This is a genomic window from Salinicola lusitanus (assembly GCF_038648475.1).
GTDB lineage: Bacteria > Pseudomonadota > Gammaproteobacteria > Pseudomonadales > Halomonadaceae > Salinicola > Salinicola lusitanus.
Window position 1 is genome coordinate 3,690,344 of sequence record NZ_CP151919.1, and the last position, 16,665, is coordinate 3,707,008.

Here is a 16,665-nt window from a genome sequence, read left to right on the forward strand (position 1 = left end):
CGTTCAGGCCGGCGGCTCGGCATCGTCGTGTTGGTAGACGCGGACGTCGTAGTTCTCGGCCTCGACTGTTACCTGGTCATTGCTGCCGGGCTGGATCTTGTTGATCAGCACATCGAAGCACCACTGCTCGGCGGTACCGAAGTGCACGCGCGGCGGCTCCATCTGACCGGAGAAGTCCGGCTGGAAGCTGAGCGACGGACAGATGACCTGGTATCGCGTTGGGCCCGGCTCGGCCGGGTGCGGGCCGTCGAGGCGCCCTGTCGGCTTCGACACGGCAACGACGTGGTTCGCCCCGCTCTCCCAGTTCGGCGGCTCTGAGAGCGTCAGCAGGTCGCGGTCGTCGTCGTAGACCTCGATCGCTTCCAGCACCGCGCTCTGGCCGTACCCGGGAACGTCACTGGTCACCGGCACATAGGAGCCGAAGCGGCTATTGAGTGCGTCCATCTCTGTACCCCAGGTGAACCCCCAGCGGCGATATTCCAGCTTGCAGCGCTCGCGCATGCCGATTCGCCAAGCTTTGGTCCGATCGGTTATGAACGGTAGCGAGAGCTTTTTCACGTTCAGGCCTTGGTCGTTCGGAAGGCGGCATGGAACGGTTTCTTTCTTCCAGGTCAGCGCGCTGGTGTACTCGACATCGAAGCCGTCATAGTCGTCCGGCTTACGACCGGTGAAGCGGGTTTTCAATGGCTTGGCCATGTTGCCCAGCGTGTAGCTATGGCCGAGCTGGGTGCGGGGATCGTCCCTTACCGGCAGGATCTTGCCGAGGTCCAGCGTCAGTTCGGCGAAGCCGGCGGAGAGCGCTTCGCGGATCGTCTCGCGAACGGTACCGCTCTCGACGATATGATCGAACGTGTCGCCGCGGGCGCGCCAAATGACGTCCAGCCGGTCCAGTTCCTCGAGGTCGAGCTGGTCATCGGTGTAGCCCACCGATTTGGCGGCATGCATGACCCACGGCACGATGTCGCGTGTGGGCTGTTCCGGCTGCCACTCTCCTTCCCGGCGCACCGGCAGCAGCCGAGTGCCGATCACGCTCACCTTGTTCTCGGACTGGGCGGCAAGGCGGTCACCGCCGCGCACCCGCACTGACAGCGTCGTGACAGCGTCGTACTGGGTCACGGTGTCCAGCTGGCAGCGCAGGCCGTACCACTCGACCGCGTCGCTGACCTGGGTGTCGTTGGACTCGGCGCCGATCCGGCGCATCCGGCACTCGGCGCGCATCTCGTAGGGCAGCTCCACGTCGATCGTGAAGCCGAGTTGATCCCTCGTCCGCTTGGTCCAACTCCGCTGGACTGAGCTCCACTCGCCACCGACGGCCATGTCCCGATACTGGAACTCGACGATAACCGTCTGGTCTCTCAGGTTGCCGTTGTCCTTGATCCGGCATAGGCCGCCCTGGAAGTAGACGTCGAACTGCACCATCGAGGTGGCCTTGTTGGGCGGGCACGCAGCGTAGGGCCCCGCCCAGTTGCCCTCGACGCTGTACTCGTCCAGCTCGATGACGATGTCGCTGCCGGCGTAGGTGCCGCCGAAGAAGCCCGGCCAGGCCTCATCGATGCTTCCGTTCTCCTGCAGCTTCTCGACGGAGAGGGTGGTGCGGCTGGCGCTGACAACGCGGTAGCGAAGGCCCTTCACGCCCACTGTGACATCGAAGTCGCCGGACTTGAGCCAGGTCACCGGTTGCCCTTCGAGCGTTGCCAGGCTGATCTGCTCCTCGGTGCCGGGCTCGGTCTCGGTCGGGTCGGTTGCCGGGGTGTGGGTGGCGATCAGGTACTCGCCGGCGTTGGTGCCGACGATCTCGATCGACATGCCCACACTGGGGTCCAGGCGCGAGAAGTCCATCTGCAGCGTATCGCCGCCGCTGAAAACGACCGACTGCGGCTGCTCGACGCGCACGATCTGCCCCGCGGTCCAGCCATCGGGGAAGGCGTCCGCCCACACCTCGCCGGTCTGGGTGGCATTGGTCGCGGTGATGACCTTGCCAGCGAAGGTGACCGCCGAGACATCGGCGGCACGGTCGACCGTGGTCGTTGCCCGCAGCTCGAGGCCCGCCGAGCCGGTGGAAGTCGAGCCGACTTCCGGGGCGATGTACCAGTGATGATGCGCGGGGTCGGCGCTGAGATCTGCGCCGGGCTCGTAGACCTGGAAAGACGCCGCGTCCCCCAGCGCCAGCAGCGGCGTGGAGCCGATCATCACGTCCTCGGACAGGATCTGGTAGCGGCCCTTGGCGACGCTCAACATCAGCTCCAGATACTGGACCGTTTTGCCGTCCTCCTCCACGAAGTACTTGTGGGGTGGCACGCAGTATGACGGGTAGATCCGGCGCCGGCCGGCGATCTCGGCGATGACGTCGTTTCGCTTGGCGGTGTTGGCCTCGACGTTGGCGCCCGAGATATCGCTGCCCTGCACCTGGTTGCTGTTGTAGTCGGGAACGCTGGGCGTCGAGAGCCCGAACAGCTTGCCCACGAAGGAGAACACCGAGCTGACGATGCTACCGATGGCATCGAACGCACCGCCCTTGCCCTCGAACCGGACGCGCAATGTGTCGGCCGCAGAGACCCGCAGCACGAGCCATTCATCCGGAGAGATGATCCGCCCGTTGAACTCGACCGACCACATCGAGGCGTGCTGCTCGTGCCGGTAGCTCGGCACCTTGCGCGCCAGCCAGTCGCCGAACGTCTCGCCATCCACGGCGTGGCGCTCGAGCGGTTCACCCGGCAGCTTGCTGGGGTAGATCTCGATCATCGTGGTAGCTCACTCGCATGTAGAAGCGTTCGAAGTCCTGCAGCCGCATCATCCGTGGCGTCAGACTCTGGCTGTTGATGTCGAAGACGCAGCGGCGTCCGTCGGCCATGACCACCGTGCCCATGTGGACCAGCAGCCCGCAGCGCCAAGCCAGCGCCAGCGCGCCCGGTACCGGCCGGGATTCGACCAGGGCGGGCAAGGTCGCCATCGCCGCGCGCGTGGTGCCCCGGGCATCGTCGACGCGGATCTCGCCCCAGCTGGCCAGCAGTGCCCGCCCAAAGTGGTGGTGGCGCACATGGCGCGCCAGCCCCCAGCAGTCGAACAGCAGCGGGCCGCGACCGCCATCCCGGTAGCGGGCGTGCCGTATGAGATCGTTGAGCATCAGAGATAGGCCAGGCCGGGGAAGCGGGTCAGGTCGTAGGTGTCTCGGCAGAACAGGTAGTTAATCAGGTCGAAGTAGCTGGCGTTGATATTCAGCGTGCCGCCGCTCATCTCACCTTCGGTAATCGTCGCCCGGTTGGGTGGCTCGTAGAGCTCCGACAGGTTGGTCGACAGATATGTCCGGTGGATCAGCTCCATCGGCTCGATTCTCTCCAACGCCGCTCGAATGTTGCGATAGGCGCGGCCCATCACGTTGTCGATCGCGAACCCGAGATCCTGCCGCCCGGTGGCGTTCTTCGACGGCAGCGCCACATCCATGCCGCAGGCGATGAATTCCACCCACTCGCCCGTTTCCAGCCTAGCGGTGATATTTTGGAAGCCGACGCAGAGATAGATGTGGCCGTCGTTCTCGAATGCCGGGTGCGCAAGCTCCAGGGTGGCAATCTTGACGATGCCAGCCGGCGCCGAGGCGCAAACCGTTTCCATCAGTTCGCTCATCAGGGCCTGCCTTGGTGGTAAGGTAATTCTTCAACTGAAATGGAGGTGTCCATGAACGTCGAAGAAATAATGAAGAAGATCGAGGATCTAGAAGCCGAAGCCGACATATCAATCTCATCAGTGAACGAGCTGCGCGCGACACTGTTCGTATTCCTGCTCCCCCAACTGATGGTTAATGCAGATGCGAACATCGAGATCGCTAACGCCTACCTCGAGCGGTTTAAACCAGAGCCAACCGAGGGAATGCAGAAGCACTTAGTTGAAGCGATGCGGGATCTGATCATCACCACGAAGGCAGAGGTTGAGGCGAAAAGATCGCCCTCCTGACCAGCCTTACCTCCCTCTTCCAGTCATGTTGTAGTTAGAAGTCAGAACCTGCCGCGTCGGGCCGTCTCTCTTCGCGTCTTCCTGAAGAATGACGGCCAGATCATCTCGCGTGATGTACTCGGCCCGAGCACGGACCGGCACCCCGGTCTGGTTGATGATCTGGATATTGATCCCGCCAGTTCCGCTTTCGGAACCGCCTTGCTCCATCCCGGCCTGCACGTCATCCAGAGTGCGATCCAGCTTGGCGCTGGTCTTCTCGGTCGTGACTCGCTCGCCCCGATCCAGCCAGTAGCTACCCTCTTTCGGGATGTAATCCATCCCGTCGTGCGCCATGCCGATGTTCTCGAGCTGCGTGGCCTGGGCGACCTGCGCGGCCGCAGCGGCGGCGCCCGCTGCCGGGGCCAGCACCGGTCCGACGATGGGGATGCCGACGACAGCGTCGAACGCTTTCGAGAATGACGACGGGACATTCATCAGCGCCTGGGCAACGGCGGCAGACTTGGAGACCGCGAACAGCGCGCGGTAGGCGCCAGACTGCTCGCCGACGAATGCGGACGTGAGGCCGGCGAGATCCCCGAACACGCTCTCCGCCGCGGCGAGCTGCGCCACTTGGCGCGCCTGCTCGATGCGGGCGAGCTCGTTCTCGTGTTCCTGCTTGAGGTCGCGCTCCTGGGCGTCCCACTGCTCGGTGAGGTCGGCGCGCTCGCTGCGGTAGTTGTCGAGCATCTCCAGCTGCGTCGCGTACCAATCCTCGAGCTCCGCCTGGGCCTCGTCGATCTTGCCCAGCTCACCGAAGGCGCCGCCGATGGAGGCGTCGAGCCCCTGGTACTCCGGGGCATCGGTGAATCCGGCATCCGCGATGCGGGCCACGGCATCGGCGTACTCGTCCTGCGAGACCTTGGCCGCCTTGAGGATGTCGAGGCGCTTGAGCAGCGTGTCGTTGAGCTTCTCTTCGGGGGTGCGCAGCTCTTCGACCAGCGAACGGTAGTCCTCTAGCGCCTGCTGCTGGTCGTCGTAGGCCGCCACCGATTCCAGCGCCGCACGGGCTTGTGCCAACTGCGCATCGGTGGCGCCCTCGGCGGCGAGCTTGAACAGCGTCTGCTGATCGGTGGTCAGGCCGACCATCTCGGCTTGCTGCTTCAGCGAGGCGATCTGATCGCGGATGGCCTTGGCGGGGTCGTCGGTGCTGCTACCGGCACCGGTGCCGCCAGTCACTTTCGACGGCGGCTTGAAGAGCCAATCGTCGAGCGGCTTCAATTCCACCCCGTCGTGCTCTGCGCGGAACGCCTCTAGCTTGGCATCGACATCGGCGAGGTACTCGTCGATGGCCGTACTCGGTAGCGGATCCGTGACCGCGTCGACGAAGTCTTGCCGCTGCTTCTCCGCCCTTTCGGCGACTTCCTTCGCAATCGCCCGCACCGACTGCATGTAGGGCGAATTGTTGAAGCTGCCGATCAAGGGAACATCAACACCGGGAAGGTGGTTGAACCCAGCGATCAGCTCGTTCAACCCGCCAGCGATGAAGTCGAGCGAGTTCGTCGCCGCCTCGGTGATCGTGGCGAATGCCGTGGTGTACGCCTGGGCTATGGTCCCGGCGAAAGCCTGGAGTCCCTGCAGCGGCACGTTGAGCAGGTGAAGCGCATCCAGCAGCCAGCCGGTGGCCTCGATGCTGTTTCGAATGGCGGTCGGGAATATCAGCCCGAGCTCCTCCGAATTCTTCGAGACGTCCTGAATCCGGTCCCCTATCACCGTGAGGTACGGCGCAAGGTCTGCTGCCAGCATGTTGCCGATGGTGCTGATCTGCCCGGAGATGCGATCGAACTGCCGAGCGAACTCCTCGAGCTGGGCGATATCCATATCGCTAAGCACCAGCCCCAGACGCTCGGCCTCATCGCCCATGCTCGCAATGCTCTTGCCGCCATCGCGTAGCAGCGGGATCAAGGCCGTCGTGTCACTGGCCAAGGCCTCCAGGTAGAAGGTCATATCCTGCTGGCTAAGGTTCGCTTTCTGCAGCGAATCGTAATAGAGCTGCAGCGCTTGCGGACCAGAAAGGTATCGGAACTGTTCGGCGGTCACGCCGACCTGAGGCGCGATGTTCTCGAAGAAGTCCGCCATCGGACCACCGCCGGTGGCCATGAAATCCCCGACACGATCGTTCACATCCTTCAGGATGTCGGCGAGCTTGTCCTGCTCGATGCCTACCTGCTGGCTGGCGTAGCCCCAGCGCTGGATTTCCGTGGTGGAGGCATTGGCCAGGGAGGCCTGATTCTTCAGCTCCCGGGCACTGTCGGCGGCGTGCTTGGTGAATGCCACCACAGCGGTCCCCGTGGCGGCTGCAGATCCAGCTATCGCGAGAACGGCCGTCGACGCCACCTTCGCCGATTTGGCGATGTCCGCCATGTCGGACTTGGCCGTTCGCTTCGCCTTGTCCAGTGGACCGGTGAAGGCGCCAATGCGAGCCACCAGATCCAGCGTCAGTTGACCAAGTGATCGCGTTGCCATGCTTTCTCCGGGCACAAAAAAACCGCCCGAAGGCGGCTTCATGAATGGTTCAGCGCGGGGCTAGAGTTCGCGCTCGTTGGTATCGACTGGTCCTTGCTGCGTCTGTTCTACTCCGGGCGGCGCGGCGGCGTTCTGATGCTGGTAGACCAGGAAGATCACCCCAGCAATCACGACCACCACCGCTATCCAGACGCGGCTACGGCTCATGCGTCTCTCGATCTCATCGACCGATTGGTGTTGTTCGCGACTGGCAGGCTGCTGATGCGGGTCCACCTTGTCATGCATGAGGGACCAGACCAGCGCCACCACCCAGCCGATCAGCGTCCAGCCGAGAAGGATGTTCAGCGCACCGATCGCGACAACATTCCGCTTGTGGCGAGCGGCGGCGATAATCGTTGGCAGCAGGTACAGCGCCAGCGAGATCGCCATCGAAATAAGAGCTTCCATGGTTCCCCCGTTGCTGTTTCCCATACTGTAACGGGGTTTCATACCGCCCGCATTGAATTTGAAGCCCGGCTATTTAAAGACGCCGGTTTTCATGTCATTGGCAGATTCCGTCATGGCATAGCGCCAGACCGTGTCATCTTCATTGAAGATGACGTTCAGCTTTTTCAAGGTGCCGGAAGTAGAAGTACCGAACAGCCCAACGAAAGGAATGAAGTTCACAGCGTCAGCTGACGCATCAGAATAGACGTAAGTCCACTCCTCTTTACCATCCTCACGAAATGACTTGTCAGTCGGATTACCGAGCATATTGAGCAGATCCGCTTGGGTAGTCTCGTCCTCATGGATTTTGCTCGAAACAGTAGCTTCGGTTTCATCTCCGAGTTTTTGATTACCGTATGACGCACATCCGGCAAGCAACCCAGCCACTGCAATAGCGATAAATGTCTTTTTCATTGGAATTCCCAGCATTGTTCCCGCAAGAAACATTACCCTTTGTTACCTTATGTTTCTACCCTTTCACATCAATTCCACGTCGCCATGGCCTGCTCGAGCGATTCTCCCTCCCGCTCCCGGTGCGGGATGAAGTCGTGAAGGCCGAACGGCTCGACCTCTTTCTTCCGATGCGAGTTGGCGTAGATCGTGGTGAGCTGGGCGACGGCGCGCTCGATCTTCTCGCCCTGGTTTAGCCCGCCGTGCTTCCGTCGGTACGCTGCCCATTGGCGGACTTCCGCGTAGCTGAGGCGCTGCCGCGCTTCTTCGATGGAGCGGCCGCCGATGCCGTTGAGGACGAGCTCGTGGAAGAGTTCGGCTTCGGCGTCGAGCTCGTCCGGTTCTTTCCCAGGCCGGTGACCTCACCGATGACCCGCAACAGTTCCATGGTCAGGTTGCCGTTGAGGGCGCCCCGCTCCGGATCCGCGTCTCCGGTGATATCCGCCACGGTGAACACCGGCTTGCCCTCGGCATCACAGATGCAGGCCGCGATCCGACCGGCAACGGCATCGCTGCCGTTGCGCGCCGAGGCGATATCGCTGACGGCGGTGTGGTAGGACATCGCCCGGACGTAGGTCGTGGCGGTGAACGTCTCGCCGTCCTGCGTCCATTCGATGGTTTTCTCGACCGGGGCGCCGGTGAAGGCGCCCTGTTGCTTGAGGTTGTCGATAGATAGCTGCATGGCTGTCGATTACTCCCCGGTGCCAGCGGCCGGCGCCTTGGGCGTCCAGGTGCCCTTGCCGCTTCGCTGAATGGTGGCCTGTGTGCTGACGAGCGCATTGGAGGCGAAGTCGAGCGGGAAGTCGCTCACGTAACCGCGGATGTGATACCAGGTCCGAGTCTCGGGAAGCGTGACTGATCCGGAGGAAATCTCAGGAAACGCCGTGGGCTTGCCATCAGCATCGACAGGGCCGTCGCTCCACCCAACGTAGAAGTCGACTCGCTCCTCCGACCCATCGTTGGCCATCTCGTGAAGCTCGATATGCACCGCATCGCTGGGGTCAGCGTTCAGGGTCAACGACGCCTGACCTGGCGTCCCCAGCCCTTTCTTGTATTGCCGGGAGTCGGTGTCTTCGAGCGTGGTGTCGTCGAGCTGGTCGCGGGGGTTACCCGCGGGATTGAAGGCGGTAGCGCCCTTGATACGCTTCACCGTGGCGCTGCGAACCATGAACACCTGCGTGCCCTGGGCCAGAATGGACATCGTGCTATCTCCTGCCCCAGCGGGGCTTTGGTGCAATGAAAAGGCCCGCTCAGTGGCGGGCCTCGTGGGGTGGTTGTTGGGCCTGCCTCAGCGCCGCACCCACCAGTCGACATCGAACGATCGGTGCCGGGCGCCCGTCTCGGGCTTAGTGTCTTCGTCGCCCCAGCGCGCGATGTTCACGCCAGGCTGCGACTCGAGCATGTCGCGCAACGCGACGACGCCGGCGAGGAGTTGGTCGTCGATATCCGCGTAGACATCGATCTGGATCGTGGCGCTGTCGATATCGGGCCGCTCGGCCAGATAGCTCTCCGGGGCGCCGGTGATGATCTGCCAGGTTGCGTACGGGCTGGCGACGCCGGCGGCGGCTTTCCCGAACGGATAGACCCGAGGATCGTCACCGAACACGGCGCGGACGCCGGCGTCTGCCAGGCAGGCGGCATACATAGGGACTGTTCGCATTAGTTGCCTGCCTGCTTAGCGGCGCGCCTGAGCGCGCGATCGATGGATTTGCCGTACTGCGTCACGAACTCTTGCGACGCCGCGTCGATGCTGCTGGCCAGCGCCGTGCGCATGAATGGTTGGGCGCGGGCGTACTGGGTACCGAACTCGACGTGACGCCAGTGCCGAGTATCGCCGCCAGGCAGGCTGTCCAGCGCATCGCTCTTGGCTCGACCGCCGGCACCGCCCATGATCCCGACGCGGAACTTGAGATCACCGGTTTGCTTGAAGTAGCGGCCCGACCAGCGAACGGCCACGTTCTCGGCGATGTCCGCCGCCGACTCCGGGTCATCGATCCGCTTCGCGTTGGCGATGGCTTGGTCCCGCACCACATTGGCCGCCTTGCGCAGCGCGAAGCGGCCACCCTTGCGTTTGATGTCGTACTGCAGGCCCTCGAGGCGGTCGCCGAGCGCGTTGAGTCCCTGGACGTCGAAGGTGATGGAGTCAGACATCGTCTCTTTCGATCTGGACTCTTGAAGAAGCCCTGGCATCCGCTACGAATGTCACCACTACCTTGGTGAGATCGCCCGGCTCCTGGATCACCTCCACACGCTGCTGGGCAGGCAGGATCTCGCCGGTATTGGAATCGTGCAGTGCATAGCTGTGGCCATTCTTGGAACGCCGCAAACACAGCTTCATTGATTCATCCATCATTGACTCCCTCGCTGCAGGGCAGCGTCAGGTACTCCCGGCCAGACTTGGCATCCGGGAGTACGCCTTCGATGTTGTAGATCTTGCCGCGGCTGACGGCGCGCATCTGGGCGGTCACACCATCGCGGTAGCGGATAGTGATGCGGGTGGTCACCGATGCCTGGGGTGCGCCGGCGGCGATGAACTCCCGAGCGCTGAGCGGCTCGATCGATGCCCAGACGGTCTTGACCGGCTGCCACTCATCGATAACGCCGCCAGTATCTGGATTGCGCCCGGTGCCTTTCTGCTGCAACTCGATGCGGTGGCGTAGCTTTCCTGCCTGCATGTCGCCTCCTCAGCGCGCCGGCGTGCCGTCGAGCAGCACGCCCATCTCGCGCTCGTCGTCCTGCTTGGACTCCTCGGCGATGAGCATGTCGACTACGGCGCGGTTGGACTCGGCCAGTTCGTGCATCGCGGCAGTCTGGCGGTCGAGCGCGGCCGTCTGCTTTTGCAGCGCGACGATAAGATCGATGTCGGTCATAGTCAGACTCCGATATCAGTTCGATACGGCCAGAGCAGAGCCTGGGCGCCGTTGGGCATGTCGGTTGCGATAGTGCCGATGACGACATCCTCGCGGTTGCCGTACAGGTGCCCCAGCGTCAGCAGGATCGCGGCTTTCACGGATGCCGGCATGACGAGGCCATTGGGGTCGTCTGCCGGCAGCACCGCACCCTCGGCGTAGAGTTTGCGACCCAGGAATTGCTCGGCCGCATCCTGAGCCGCTGCGAGGTAGAGGCCGATGATCTCGTCCTCTTCGACGAAGTCGACATCCAGGCGCAGATGCCGCTTGGCCAGGGCGAGATCGATCAGGCTCATGACTTGTCGGCCTCGTCGTCTCCGCCCTGCTCGCCTTCCGCCAGTTCGGGCTGGTCTGGCTCGCCACCTTCACCTGGGGTGTCGTCCTCGGCGCCTTCGCTATCATCGACGTCGGGATCGGGCTCGCCTCCGTCATCGGCGCCATCTCCGTCACCGGCCGGTTTCTCGGCTTCGGCGATGCGCTCGCGCAGGGTGGCTTCCTTCATGCGGTTGGCGTTGGGAATCTCGAGTTCAGCAGCACGGGCGCGCAGCTCGGCGAGCAGTGCCTCATCGTCGCCACCAGGCGCCTTGATCTCGGGTTCCATCGGCTTGACCTCATGGCGCGAGACCAGGCCGTTACGCTCGAGCTGCTTGACATGGAGATCGTCGGTCTCGAAACGCGTGCCGGCCTTGATGAGGCCCGCTTTCCCGACGAAGGTCTTGAGTGCTGTCACTTTCATGGCAATGCGTCAGGGCGGGTTATCCCCGCCCTGCTCCCTGAAACGATGGGTTGTGGCTCGCGCCGATCAGCCTTCGACGGTGTCCGGGAAGGCGCCGCTCACGAACGACTCCGGGCGATACACGGCCAGCGCCAGGCGCTCTTCCGCGCGGACGGTGACCATGTTCTTGACGAAGTTGTCGCGGTCTTCGGTGGAGACTTCGACGGTGGTCGTCTCGCGGTCGAAGATCTGCGCACCCATGTTCCAGGCTCCGGTGAGGAACGTACCCTCGGGGATCGCATCGCTCTCGACCACCGGCAGACCCCAGAGACGCGGCTGCGTCGAGTTCACCGGATTGGCGAACAGGTAGGCGTTGTCGTCGGTCTTGGTCAGCTCGATCTCTTCCCAATCCGCCGGATGCAGCACGATGCCGCTGGCGCGGTACTGCGCCAGGCGCACCTGGAGGATGGCGTGACGCAGCACATCCAAGCGGGTGTCACCCGCCTTGGTGCGAGCGGTGTTGTAATCCGACGCCTGCGGCAGGATGCCGAACAGGTTCTCTCCGGTACCATCACCCAGCAGCAACTGCTGGTCTTCAACGTAGGCCAGGCCATAGCGCAGCCGACCGTCGATGTAGCTGGCGAGCTGCGGCGCGTCGTCGAGGATCTGCTTGGTGGCCTGCACCCAGTGCGCGATGGTGCGCACGTTGGCATTCGCCAGGCCGAACTGAATGTCGGATTCCGCCTTGAGCGTGGTTTCCGGCGCCGGCGCGGCGTTGTTGGTGAAGCCGGTTTCCTGCACGTACTCGATCGAGCTGGAGTTAGTACGGCCCGGCATGATCAAGCTACGAACGGTCAGGACTTCGTCCGGCGAGGAGATGATCCCCGGCAGGCGCTGCGGGCGGACCAGGTGGCCGGCAGAACCGCCGTCGCCCACGCTGGTAATCGCTTTGACGTCGATACGGCCAGAGGAGCCGCGACGATCCTTGATCAGCGACTTGGTGCCTTCGGCCTCGGCGACGGATTCGCCCCAGCTCTTGGCTTTGGATTCCTGCTTGCCGCGCCGGGAATTCTTCTGCTCCAGCTCGGTCAGGCGGTCCTGCAGCTCGGTGCCGTTCTTGGCGAGCAGCTCGAGGGCACCCTTGGTGTCCTCGGCCATCTTGCCGGTTTCCTTGATCTCCTTCTGCGCGTTCTCGCAGAACTTCTTGATCTCGGCGTCACGGCTGTTCAGCGCTTCGATGAGCTGCTTCATGCTCATCTCTTCGGGCTTCTGATCGCCGCCACCGGACTTGCGGCCGAGTTCGAGGATAGAGCGTTCTTGCATTCCCATGGGGTCAGTCTCCGAATGAGGGAAGTTTGAAACCGCTCAGCGCGTCGCCGAGGGCTTTGAGTTCCGCCGGGTCAGGGTTGCCCGTGTCCCCGGACTCACTCCGGAGCAGGTGCGAAAGCCCGCGATTGGCGATGACCGCGGACTGTGTCTTCGAGAAGCCTGCCTCACGCAGGAACCGCTCGAAGTCTGGAAGGTTGGGCAGCGTGCCGTGGGCGATCGCGAACTTGACCGCTTCGACTCGGGCTTCATCGTTCGCCGGGAAGGTGACCAGCGAGATCTCCATCAGCTCGAGTTCTTTGAGCCGCCGGACGCGTTCGGACTCGTCGAAGCTATCGTCGATGACGTAGTAGCCGATCGAGAGACCAGAGACGGCGCCGGCAACCATCAACGCGTGCGCCTCAGCCGCCTGACGAACACTGTCTTTCAGAAGCCGACCTTCGACGTAAAGGCCGCGGTCGTCTTCCTCGAGCTTGGTGTAGATGCCGATCGGCTCACCCTGGCGGTGCTGCCATAGCACTGGCACCTTGCGCCCGCTATCGGCGATGGCGCGCAGGCTCTTGCCGAACGCCCCGCGCTCGACGACTTCGCCGTAGCTGTCGACATTGCCGAACACACTGCCGTAGCCACTAAAAAGGCCGTCTTCGTCGACGGCCTTGATAGAGAGATTGAAGTCTCGAATTTTTAGCGCTGCCTTCTCACGTTTCACGGGGCGTCTCCTCGTCGAGTAGCCAGGCCTTCAGTGCCTGCTTGGCCTGCTGGTCGTCGGTGTTCTGCCCAAGCTGGGACAGGCTGATCAAGTTCGATTGCACCGTGAGCACGTCGCCACCCTCGACAGGCGGCAAGTTCTCACGGGCGCGGATCTCGTTACGGGTATTGATGCCGTTCTGGGCGAAGCTGGCATAGAGCGCAGCGCGCCCGGCGCTGTCGGCGCGCAGCAGGCCTTCGAGGTTGAACTCGGCGAATAACGTGCGACGCTCGGTGCGCGTCAGCAGCTGGCGCTTCACCGCCTGCTCGATGCGGGTCAAGTACGGGCGCAGCGCATAGGTCAGGAACGCTATGTTCTGCTGTTCCAGGCCGGTGCCCCAGCTGGTCGACTTCTCCGTGTGGCCGATCATCCAGGGCGGCACGCGGAACCAGCGGCAGATTTCCTCGATGTTGAAGCCACGGGACAGCAGCATCTGAGCGTCTTCCGGCTTCAATGACAGCGGCTGATAGGTGAAGCCGCCTTCCAGCAGCATCGTCTTGCCGGCGTTCGATGAGCCGGTGAACTGTTGCAGCGCCAGGTTGAACTTGTCGCGCTGCTCCTTGTTGAGCACCTTGTCGGCCTGGACGAAGCCGGCGGTCTGCATTCCATTGGCAAACGTCTTGCCGGCGGCCTCGTCAGTCGCCATGGCGATACCCATGGAGTTGCGCGCAAAGCTGATCACCGAGAGCCCCACGCGGCCACTGACGCCAAAGCCTTTGACGTGGAAGACATCGGCTTCGGTCAGTTCCTCACGCCCGTTCTCGCCGTTGTAGACGAAGACCAGATCGCCGTTATCATCCGGCTCGGGATCGTACATGTACTCGGGATTGAGCGGTTCCAGGGCGACGATGGTGCCGACGCCGTTGCGATCGATCCGTGAGTAGTGGTTCCCCCACAGCGCGATATGCGCGATGACCAGTTCCCAAAACTCGACCGCCGTCAGGTTGGCGTGTGGCTGGTCGTGGAGCAGCGTGTAGAGCGGGTTGCCGCTGACCGCTTTCTTGCTGCCATCCGAGCCCCGTTCGTAGAGACCGAGCGGGAGCGTGGCCACCGTCTCGGACAGCAGCCGAACGCAGGACCAGACTGCCGAGAGCTGCAGCGCGGTCTGTGCCGTCACGCTCTTGCCGGTGACACTCTCGCCGCCATAGTAGGAGGCCCAGAAGTCGCCATCGGTGAGTCGGATGGTCTTGCCGATCCATTTGCGTGTGGCGTTGAAAAGGCCCATCAGGCGATCACCATGTTGTCGAGGAAGTCGTCGAGGTTCTCTTCACCCTCGAGCTCGGTCAGTGTCAGCACGGTCGCCATGACAGCACCAACGATGCCGTCGACGCGGCCGGTCGACTTGGCCTTATTGATCTTGCGATTGCCCGCCGGATCTTCCTGATAGACGGCGTTGGCCGCGCACCAGGTCAGCACCGGGTGGCTGTTGTGCCTGAGTTCCAGGTTGATCAGGCGACGCTCGAACTCGTCGACACCCGGTGCCATGTCCTTGAAGCCCTGACCGACCGGCTTGAGCGGCGGTAGTGTGACGCCCTCTTCGGCGATCAGTGACTGCAGATCCTCGATGCGCCAACGGTCGTAGCCGATCGCTTGTAGGTCGAATCGCGCGGCCAACTCGCTCAATCGATGCAGGACGAAACGCTTGTTGATCGCTCGCCCAGGCGTCGTTTCCAAATGGCCGTTATCGCGCCACACCAGGTACGGCACCCGGTCCTGCTCGGCCTTCCGTTGCAAGCCGTCATCCGGCAGCCAGAACCACGGCACCATGCGCCAGACCGGGTCCGCTTCGCTGGGCTCGAACATCAGCACCAGCGCGGTAAGATCCTGCGTGCTCGAGAGGTCGAGACCAGCGACGCAGCGGCGGCCATCGAGCAGCGATTCGTCGAAGCACTTGTCCTCCGCTGCCAGCCAGGCGTCCCGGCTGATCGCGGGGTTATCCGCCTGCACCCACTGGCAGAAGTTCAGGCGCCGGACGGTGGCCTCTTTCGAGGGCATGCCGCGCGCCTGTGTCACCTGCTCCCGCAGGTACTTGAGCCCGGGGATGCCGTAGGCCAACGAGGGGTTGGCCTTGTACCAGCACTGTTCGTCTTCGAACGGGTCGTCGGTCTCGTCGAGCCCGCAGACGAAGCCGAAGAAGGCGTCGTCTTCCAGCATCCCGCTGGCGACCTTGTCGGCGTAGTCGTGATAGTCACCGCACACGGTGAGCTTGTCGGTGCCGCTGTTGGTGATCATGAAGATGATCGCCTGGTCACGGCTCTTGGTGCCGGCGCGCATCATCTCGACGACCATCGCCGTCTTGTGCTCGTGGATCTCATCGAGCAACGCGATGTGCGGGCGCGGACCAGACTGGCCGTCGTCCGCCGCCACCGTCCGGAAGAACGACGACGTACGGTGAAACGCGAGGTTGTACTCCTTGCCGGCGGCGCCCGACTTTGCGATACGGGTCGCCAGCAGTGGCGACTGGTCGACCATTGCCACGGCATCGCGGAACAGGATCTGGGCCTGCTCCTTCTTCGTCGCCGCGGCATAGACTTCGGCACGGCTCTCACCGTCAGCCACGAGACCGTATAGGCCAACGCCACCGGCCAACGGCGACTTGCCGGAGCCCTTGCCGGTTTCAACGTAAGCGACACGGAACCGACGCCAGCCGTCCGGCCCCATCCATCCGAACAGTGACCCGATGATGAATGCCTGCCAGGGCAGCACTTTGAACGGCTCGCCTTCGAACCGACCGCCGTTGAGACGCAGCACCTCTTCGAAGAATCCGATGGCGTGCTGGGCGTGTTCCAGGCTCCAGGTCAAGCCGCGTTCGTGGCCCTCTTCCAGATCCCGCAGGTGGCGAGCACAGGCGTTGCGAACCTGCGGCCCGGCGATGATGTCACCGGCCGCCACCGCATGAGCGTAGGCCGTCGCGCGGTCGTCAGAGACCGTACTTTGCGGCGGTTTCCTTTTGCTCATTGGGGAAGAGTTCTCCTTGCCCGACCGTACCCGTGCCGAGCTTGGCGCGAGCACTGGGGTTGAGACCGAACGAGTTGCCGGCGGTGCGCATGCGTTCCTCAGCGCGGTTGGCGATCTGCATCCAGACGCTCATCTGCTTGTAGCCGCTGGGCGTGTTCATTACGTAGCCGGAGTCTTCAGCGGCGGTGATCTTCTCGCGCGCGTGTTTCCAGTCGGCCCACGCCTGGCAGTAGACGGCCAACTCGCCGCGGTCGACCTTCGTCATCAGACCCAGCGTGACCAGATCCTGAACGATCCGCTTCCATTCAGCCTTGGCGTCCTTGGTTAGGAAGCTGGGGCACGGCGGCGCTTCCGCATTGAGCGAAGGCGCCGAATTGTCATGCAGCTCGTGCGCCGACTTCTTCGATGGGTTGCCGCGCAGCGCGTGGACGTTCGACGGCAGCGCTCTGCGACCTGAGTTGCGATTGCCCGCCATGGCGAACCTCCGTTGGTGAATACCCGGGGCCGAATACCCCCCTGCCATTTTTCCCGCTTTCACGAAAAGAGATGAGCGGACGGTCTCCGGCGCTGACCCTGTGAACTTTCGACCCACCCCGGCCTCTCAAACGCGAGAAATTCGCATT

Annotated in this window: 22 protein-coding genes; 1 reads left to right on the forward strand and 21 read right to left on the reverse strand. The window is 63.2% G+C overall.

Translation table 11 applies throughout. The features are described from left to right. Window positions 1-3: 3 nt before the first annotated feature. From AAGT95_RS16645 to AAGT95_RS16655, 3 genes are read right to left on the reverse strand one after another with little or no spacing between them, the layout of a single operon-like run. Window positions 4-2,742 carry a host specificity factor TipJ family phage tail protein gene (locus AAGT95_RS16645; protein ID WP_342594515.1) on the reverse strand — a complete coding sequence of 913 codons (2,739 nt, stop codon included), beginning with the start codon at window positions 2,740-2,742 and terminating at the stop codon, window positions 4-6. Then, window positions 2,708-3,124: a hypothetical protein gene (locus tag AAGT95_RS16650; protein WP_342594516.1), complete on the reverse strand. Its 417-nt coding sequence runs from the start codon at window positions 3,122-3,124 to the stop codon at window positions 2,708-2,710. The genes AAGT95_RS16645 and AAGT95_RS16650 overlap by 35 nt, the downstream gene beginning before the upstream one ends. After that, window positions 3,124-3,621 carry a DUF1833 family protein gene (locus AAGT95_RS16655; RefSeq protein WP_342594517.1) on the reverse strand — a complete coding sequence of 166 codons (498 nt, stop codon included), beginning with the start codon at window positions 3,619-3,621 and terminating at the stop codon, window positions 3,124-3,126. The genes AAGT95_RS16650 and AAGT95_RS16655 overlap by 1 nt, the downstream gene beginning before the upstream one ends. Window positions 3,622-3,672: 51 nt before the next feature. Between AAGT95_RS16655 and AAGT95_RS16660 the strand changes: the two genes are divergently transcribed. Next, entirely contained in the window at window positions 3,673-3,948 is a 276-nt protein-coding gene (locus AAGT95_RS16660) for a hypothetical protein (protein WP_342594518.1), read from the forward strand. A 6-nt stretch (window positions 3,949-3,954) separates the two neighbouring features. Here the strand turns inward: AAGT95_RS16660 and AAGT95_RS16665 are convergent, their stop codons facing one another. From AAGT95_RS16665 to AAGT95_RS16745, 18 genes are all read right to left on the reverse strand, one after another. Then, window positions 3,955-6,450, reverse strand: a complete 2,496-nt coding sequence (locus tag AAGT95_RS16665; RefSeq protein WP_342594519.1) for a hypothetical protein — start codon at window positions 6,448-6,450, stop codon at window positions 3,955-3,957. Between the two features lie 60 nt (window positions 6,451-6,510). Then, complete coding sequence (locus tag AAGT95_RS16670) at window positions 6,511-6,897, reverse strand: superinfection immunity protein (RefSeq protein WP_342594520.1); 387 nt, start codon at window positions 6,895-6,897, stop codon at window positions 6,511-6,513. A gap of 69 nt (window positions 6,898-6,966) precedes the next feature. Continuing rightward, on the reverse strand, window positions 6,967-7,350 hold the full coding sequence (locus AAGT95_RS16675) for a hypothetical protein (protein ID WP_342594521.1): 384 nt from the start codon (window positions 7,348-7,350) through the stop codon (window positions 6,967-6,969). 68 nt (window positions 7,351-7,418) lie between these two features. Then, a complete protein-coding gene (locus tag AAGT95_RS21675) occupies window positions 7,419-7,673 on the reverse strand; it encodes a phage tail assembly protein T (RefSeq protein ID WP_425356059.1) in 255 nt (84 codons plus the stop codon). Next, the gene (locus tag AAGT95_RS16680; RefSeq protein ID WP_342594522.1) at window positions 7,580-8,068 is read right to left on the reverse strand and encodes a phage tail assembly chaperone family protein, TAC; all 489 of its coding nucleotides are present in this window, start codon (window positions 8,066-8,068) and stop codon (window positions 7,580-7,582) included. The genes AAGT95_RS21675 and AAGT95_RS16680 overlap by 94 nt, the downstream gene beginning before the upstream one ends. A 9-nt stretch (window positions 8,069-8,077) precedes the next feature. After that, window positions 8,078-8,587, reverse strand: coding sequence for a phage tail tube protein (locus AAGT95_RS16685; RefSeq protein WP_342594523.1), 510 nt, complete (start codon window positions 8,585-8,587; stop codon window positions 8,078-8,080). An 87-nt stretch (window positions 8,588-8,674) separates the two neighbouring features. Further along, a complete protein-coding gene (gene gp17, locus AAGT95_RS16690) occupies window positions 8,675-9,046 on the reverse strand; it encodes a tail completion protein gp17 (protein ID WP_342594524.1) in 372 nt (123 codons plus the stop codon). Continuing rightward, window positions 9,046-9,537 carry an HK97-gp10 family putative phage morphogenesis protein gene (locus AAGT95_RS16695; RefSeq protein WP_342594525.1) on the reverse strand — a complete coding sequence of 164 codons (492 nt, stop codon included), beginning with the start codon at window positions 9,535-9,537 and terminating at the stop codon, window positions 9,046-9,048. The genes gp17 and AAGT95_RS16695 overlap by 1 nt, the downstream gene beginning before the upstream one ends. Beyond that, complete coding sequence (locus AAGT95_RS16700) at window positions 9,530-9,724, reverse strand: hypothetical protein (protein ID WP_342594526.1); 195 nt, start codon at window positions 9,722-9,724, stop codon at window positions 9,530-9,532. The genes AAGT95_RS16695 and AAGT95_RS16700 overlap by 8 nt, the downstream gene beginning before the upstream one ends. A gap of 4 nt (window positions 9,725-9,728) precedes the next feature. Beyond that, a complete protein-coding gene (locus AAGT95_RS16705; RefSeq protein ID WP_342594527.1) occupies window positions 9,729-10,061 on the reverse strand; it encodes a phage head closure protein in 333 nt (110 codons plus the stop codon). A 9-nt stretch (window positions 10,062-10,070) separates the two neighbouring features. Then, entirely contained in the window at window positions 10,071-10,256 is a 186-nt protein-coding gene (locus AAGT95_RS16710; RefSeq protein WP_342594528.1) for a hypothetical protein, read from the reverse strand. A gap of 2 nt (window positions 10,257-10,258) precedes the next feature. Continuing rightward, window positions 10,259-10,591 (reverse strand): head-tail connector protein, encoded by a 333-nt coding sequence (locus AAGT95_RS16715; protein WP_342594529.1) that lies wholly within the window; start codon window positions 10,589-10,591, stop codon window positions 10,259-10,261. Beyond that, window positions 10,588-11,031 carry a hypothetical protein gene (locus AAGT95_RS16720; RefSeq protein ID WP_342594530.1) on the reverse strand — a complete coding sequence of 148 codons (444 nt, stop codon included), beginning with the start codon at window positions 11,029-11,031 and terminating at the stop codon, window positions 10,588-10,590. Before AAGT95_RS16720 ends, AAGT95_RS16715 begins: the two co-directional genes overlap by 4 nt. A 66-nt stretch (window positions 11,032-11,097) precedes the next feature. Then, window positions 11,098-12,339 (reverse strand): phage major capsid protein, encoded by a 1,242-nt coding sequence (locus tag AAGT95_RS16725; protein WP_342594531.1) that lies wholly within the window; start codon window positions 12,337-12,339, stop codon window positions 11,098-11,100. A gap of 4 nt (window positions 12,340-12,343) precedes the next feature. Then, window positions 12,344-13,045 (reverse strand): HK97 family phage prohead protease, encoded by a 702-nt coding sequence (locus AAGT95_RS16730; RefSeq protein WP_342594532.1) that lies wholly within the window; start codon window positions 13,043-13,045, stop codon window positions 12,344-12,346. Beyond that, the gene (locus AAGT95_RS16735) at window positions 13,035-14,309 is read right to left on the reverse strand and encodes a phage portal protein (protein ID WP_342594533.1); all 1,275 of its coding nucleotides are present in this window, start codon (window positions 14,307-14,309) and stop codon (window positions 13,035-13,037) included. The genes AAGT95_RS16730 and AAGT95_RS16735 overlap by 11 nt, the downstream gene beginning before the upstream one ends. After that, window positions 14,309-16,042: a terminase large subunit gene (locus AAGT95_RS16740; RefSeq protein WP_342594534.1), complete on the reverse strand. Its 1,734-nt coding sequence runs from the start codon at window positions 16,040-16,042 to the stop codon at window positions 14,309-14,311. The genes AAGT95_RS16735 and AAGT95_RS16740 overlap by 1 nt, the downstream gene beginning before the upstream one ends. Then, entirely contained in the window at window positions 16,005-16,517 is a 513-nt protein-coding gene (locus AAGT95_RS16745) for a phage terminase small subunit P27 family (protein WP_342594535.1), read from the reverse strand. Before AAGT95_RS16745 ends, AAGT95_RS16740 begins: the two co-directional genes overlap by 38 nt. Between the last annotated feature and the right edge of the window lie 148 nt (window positions 16,518-16,665).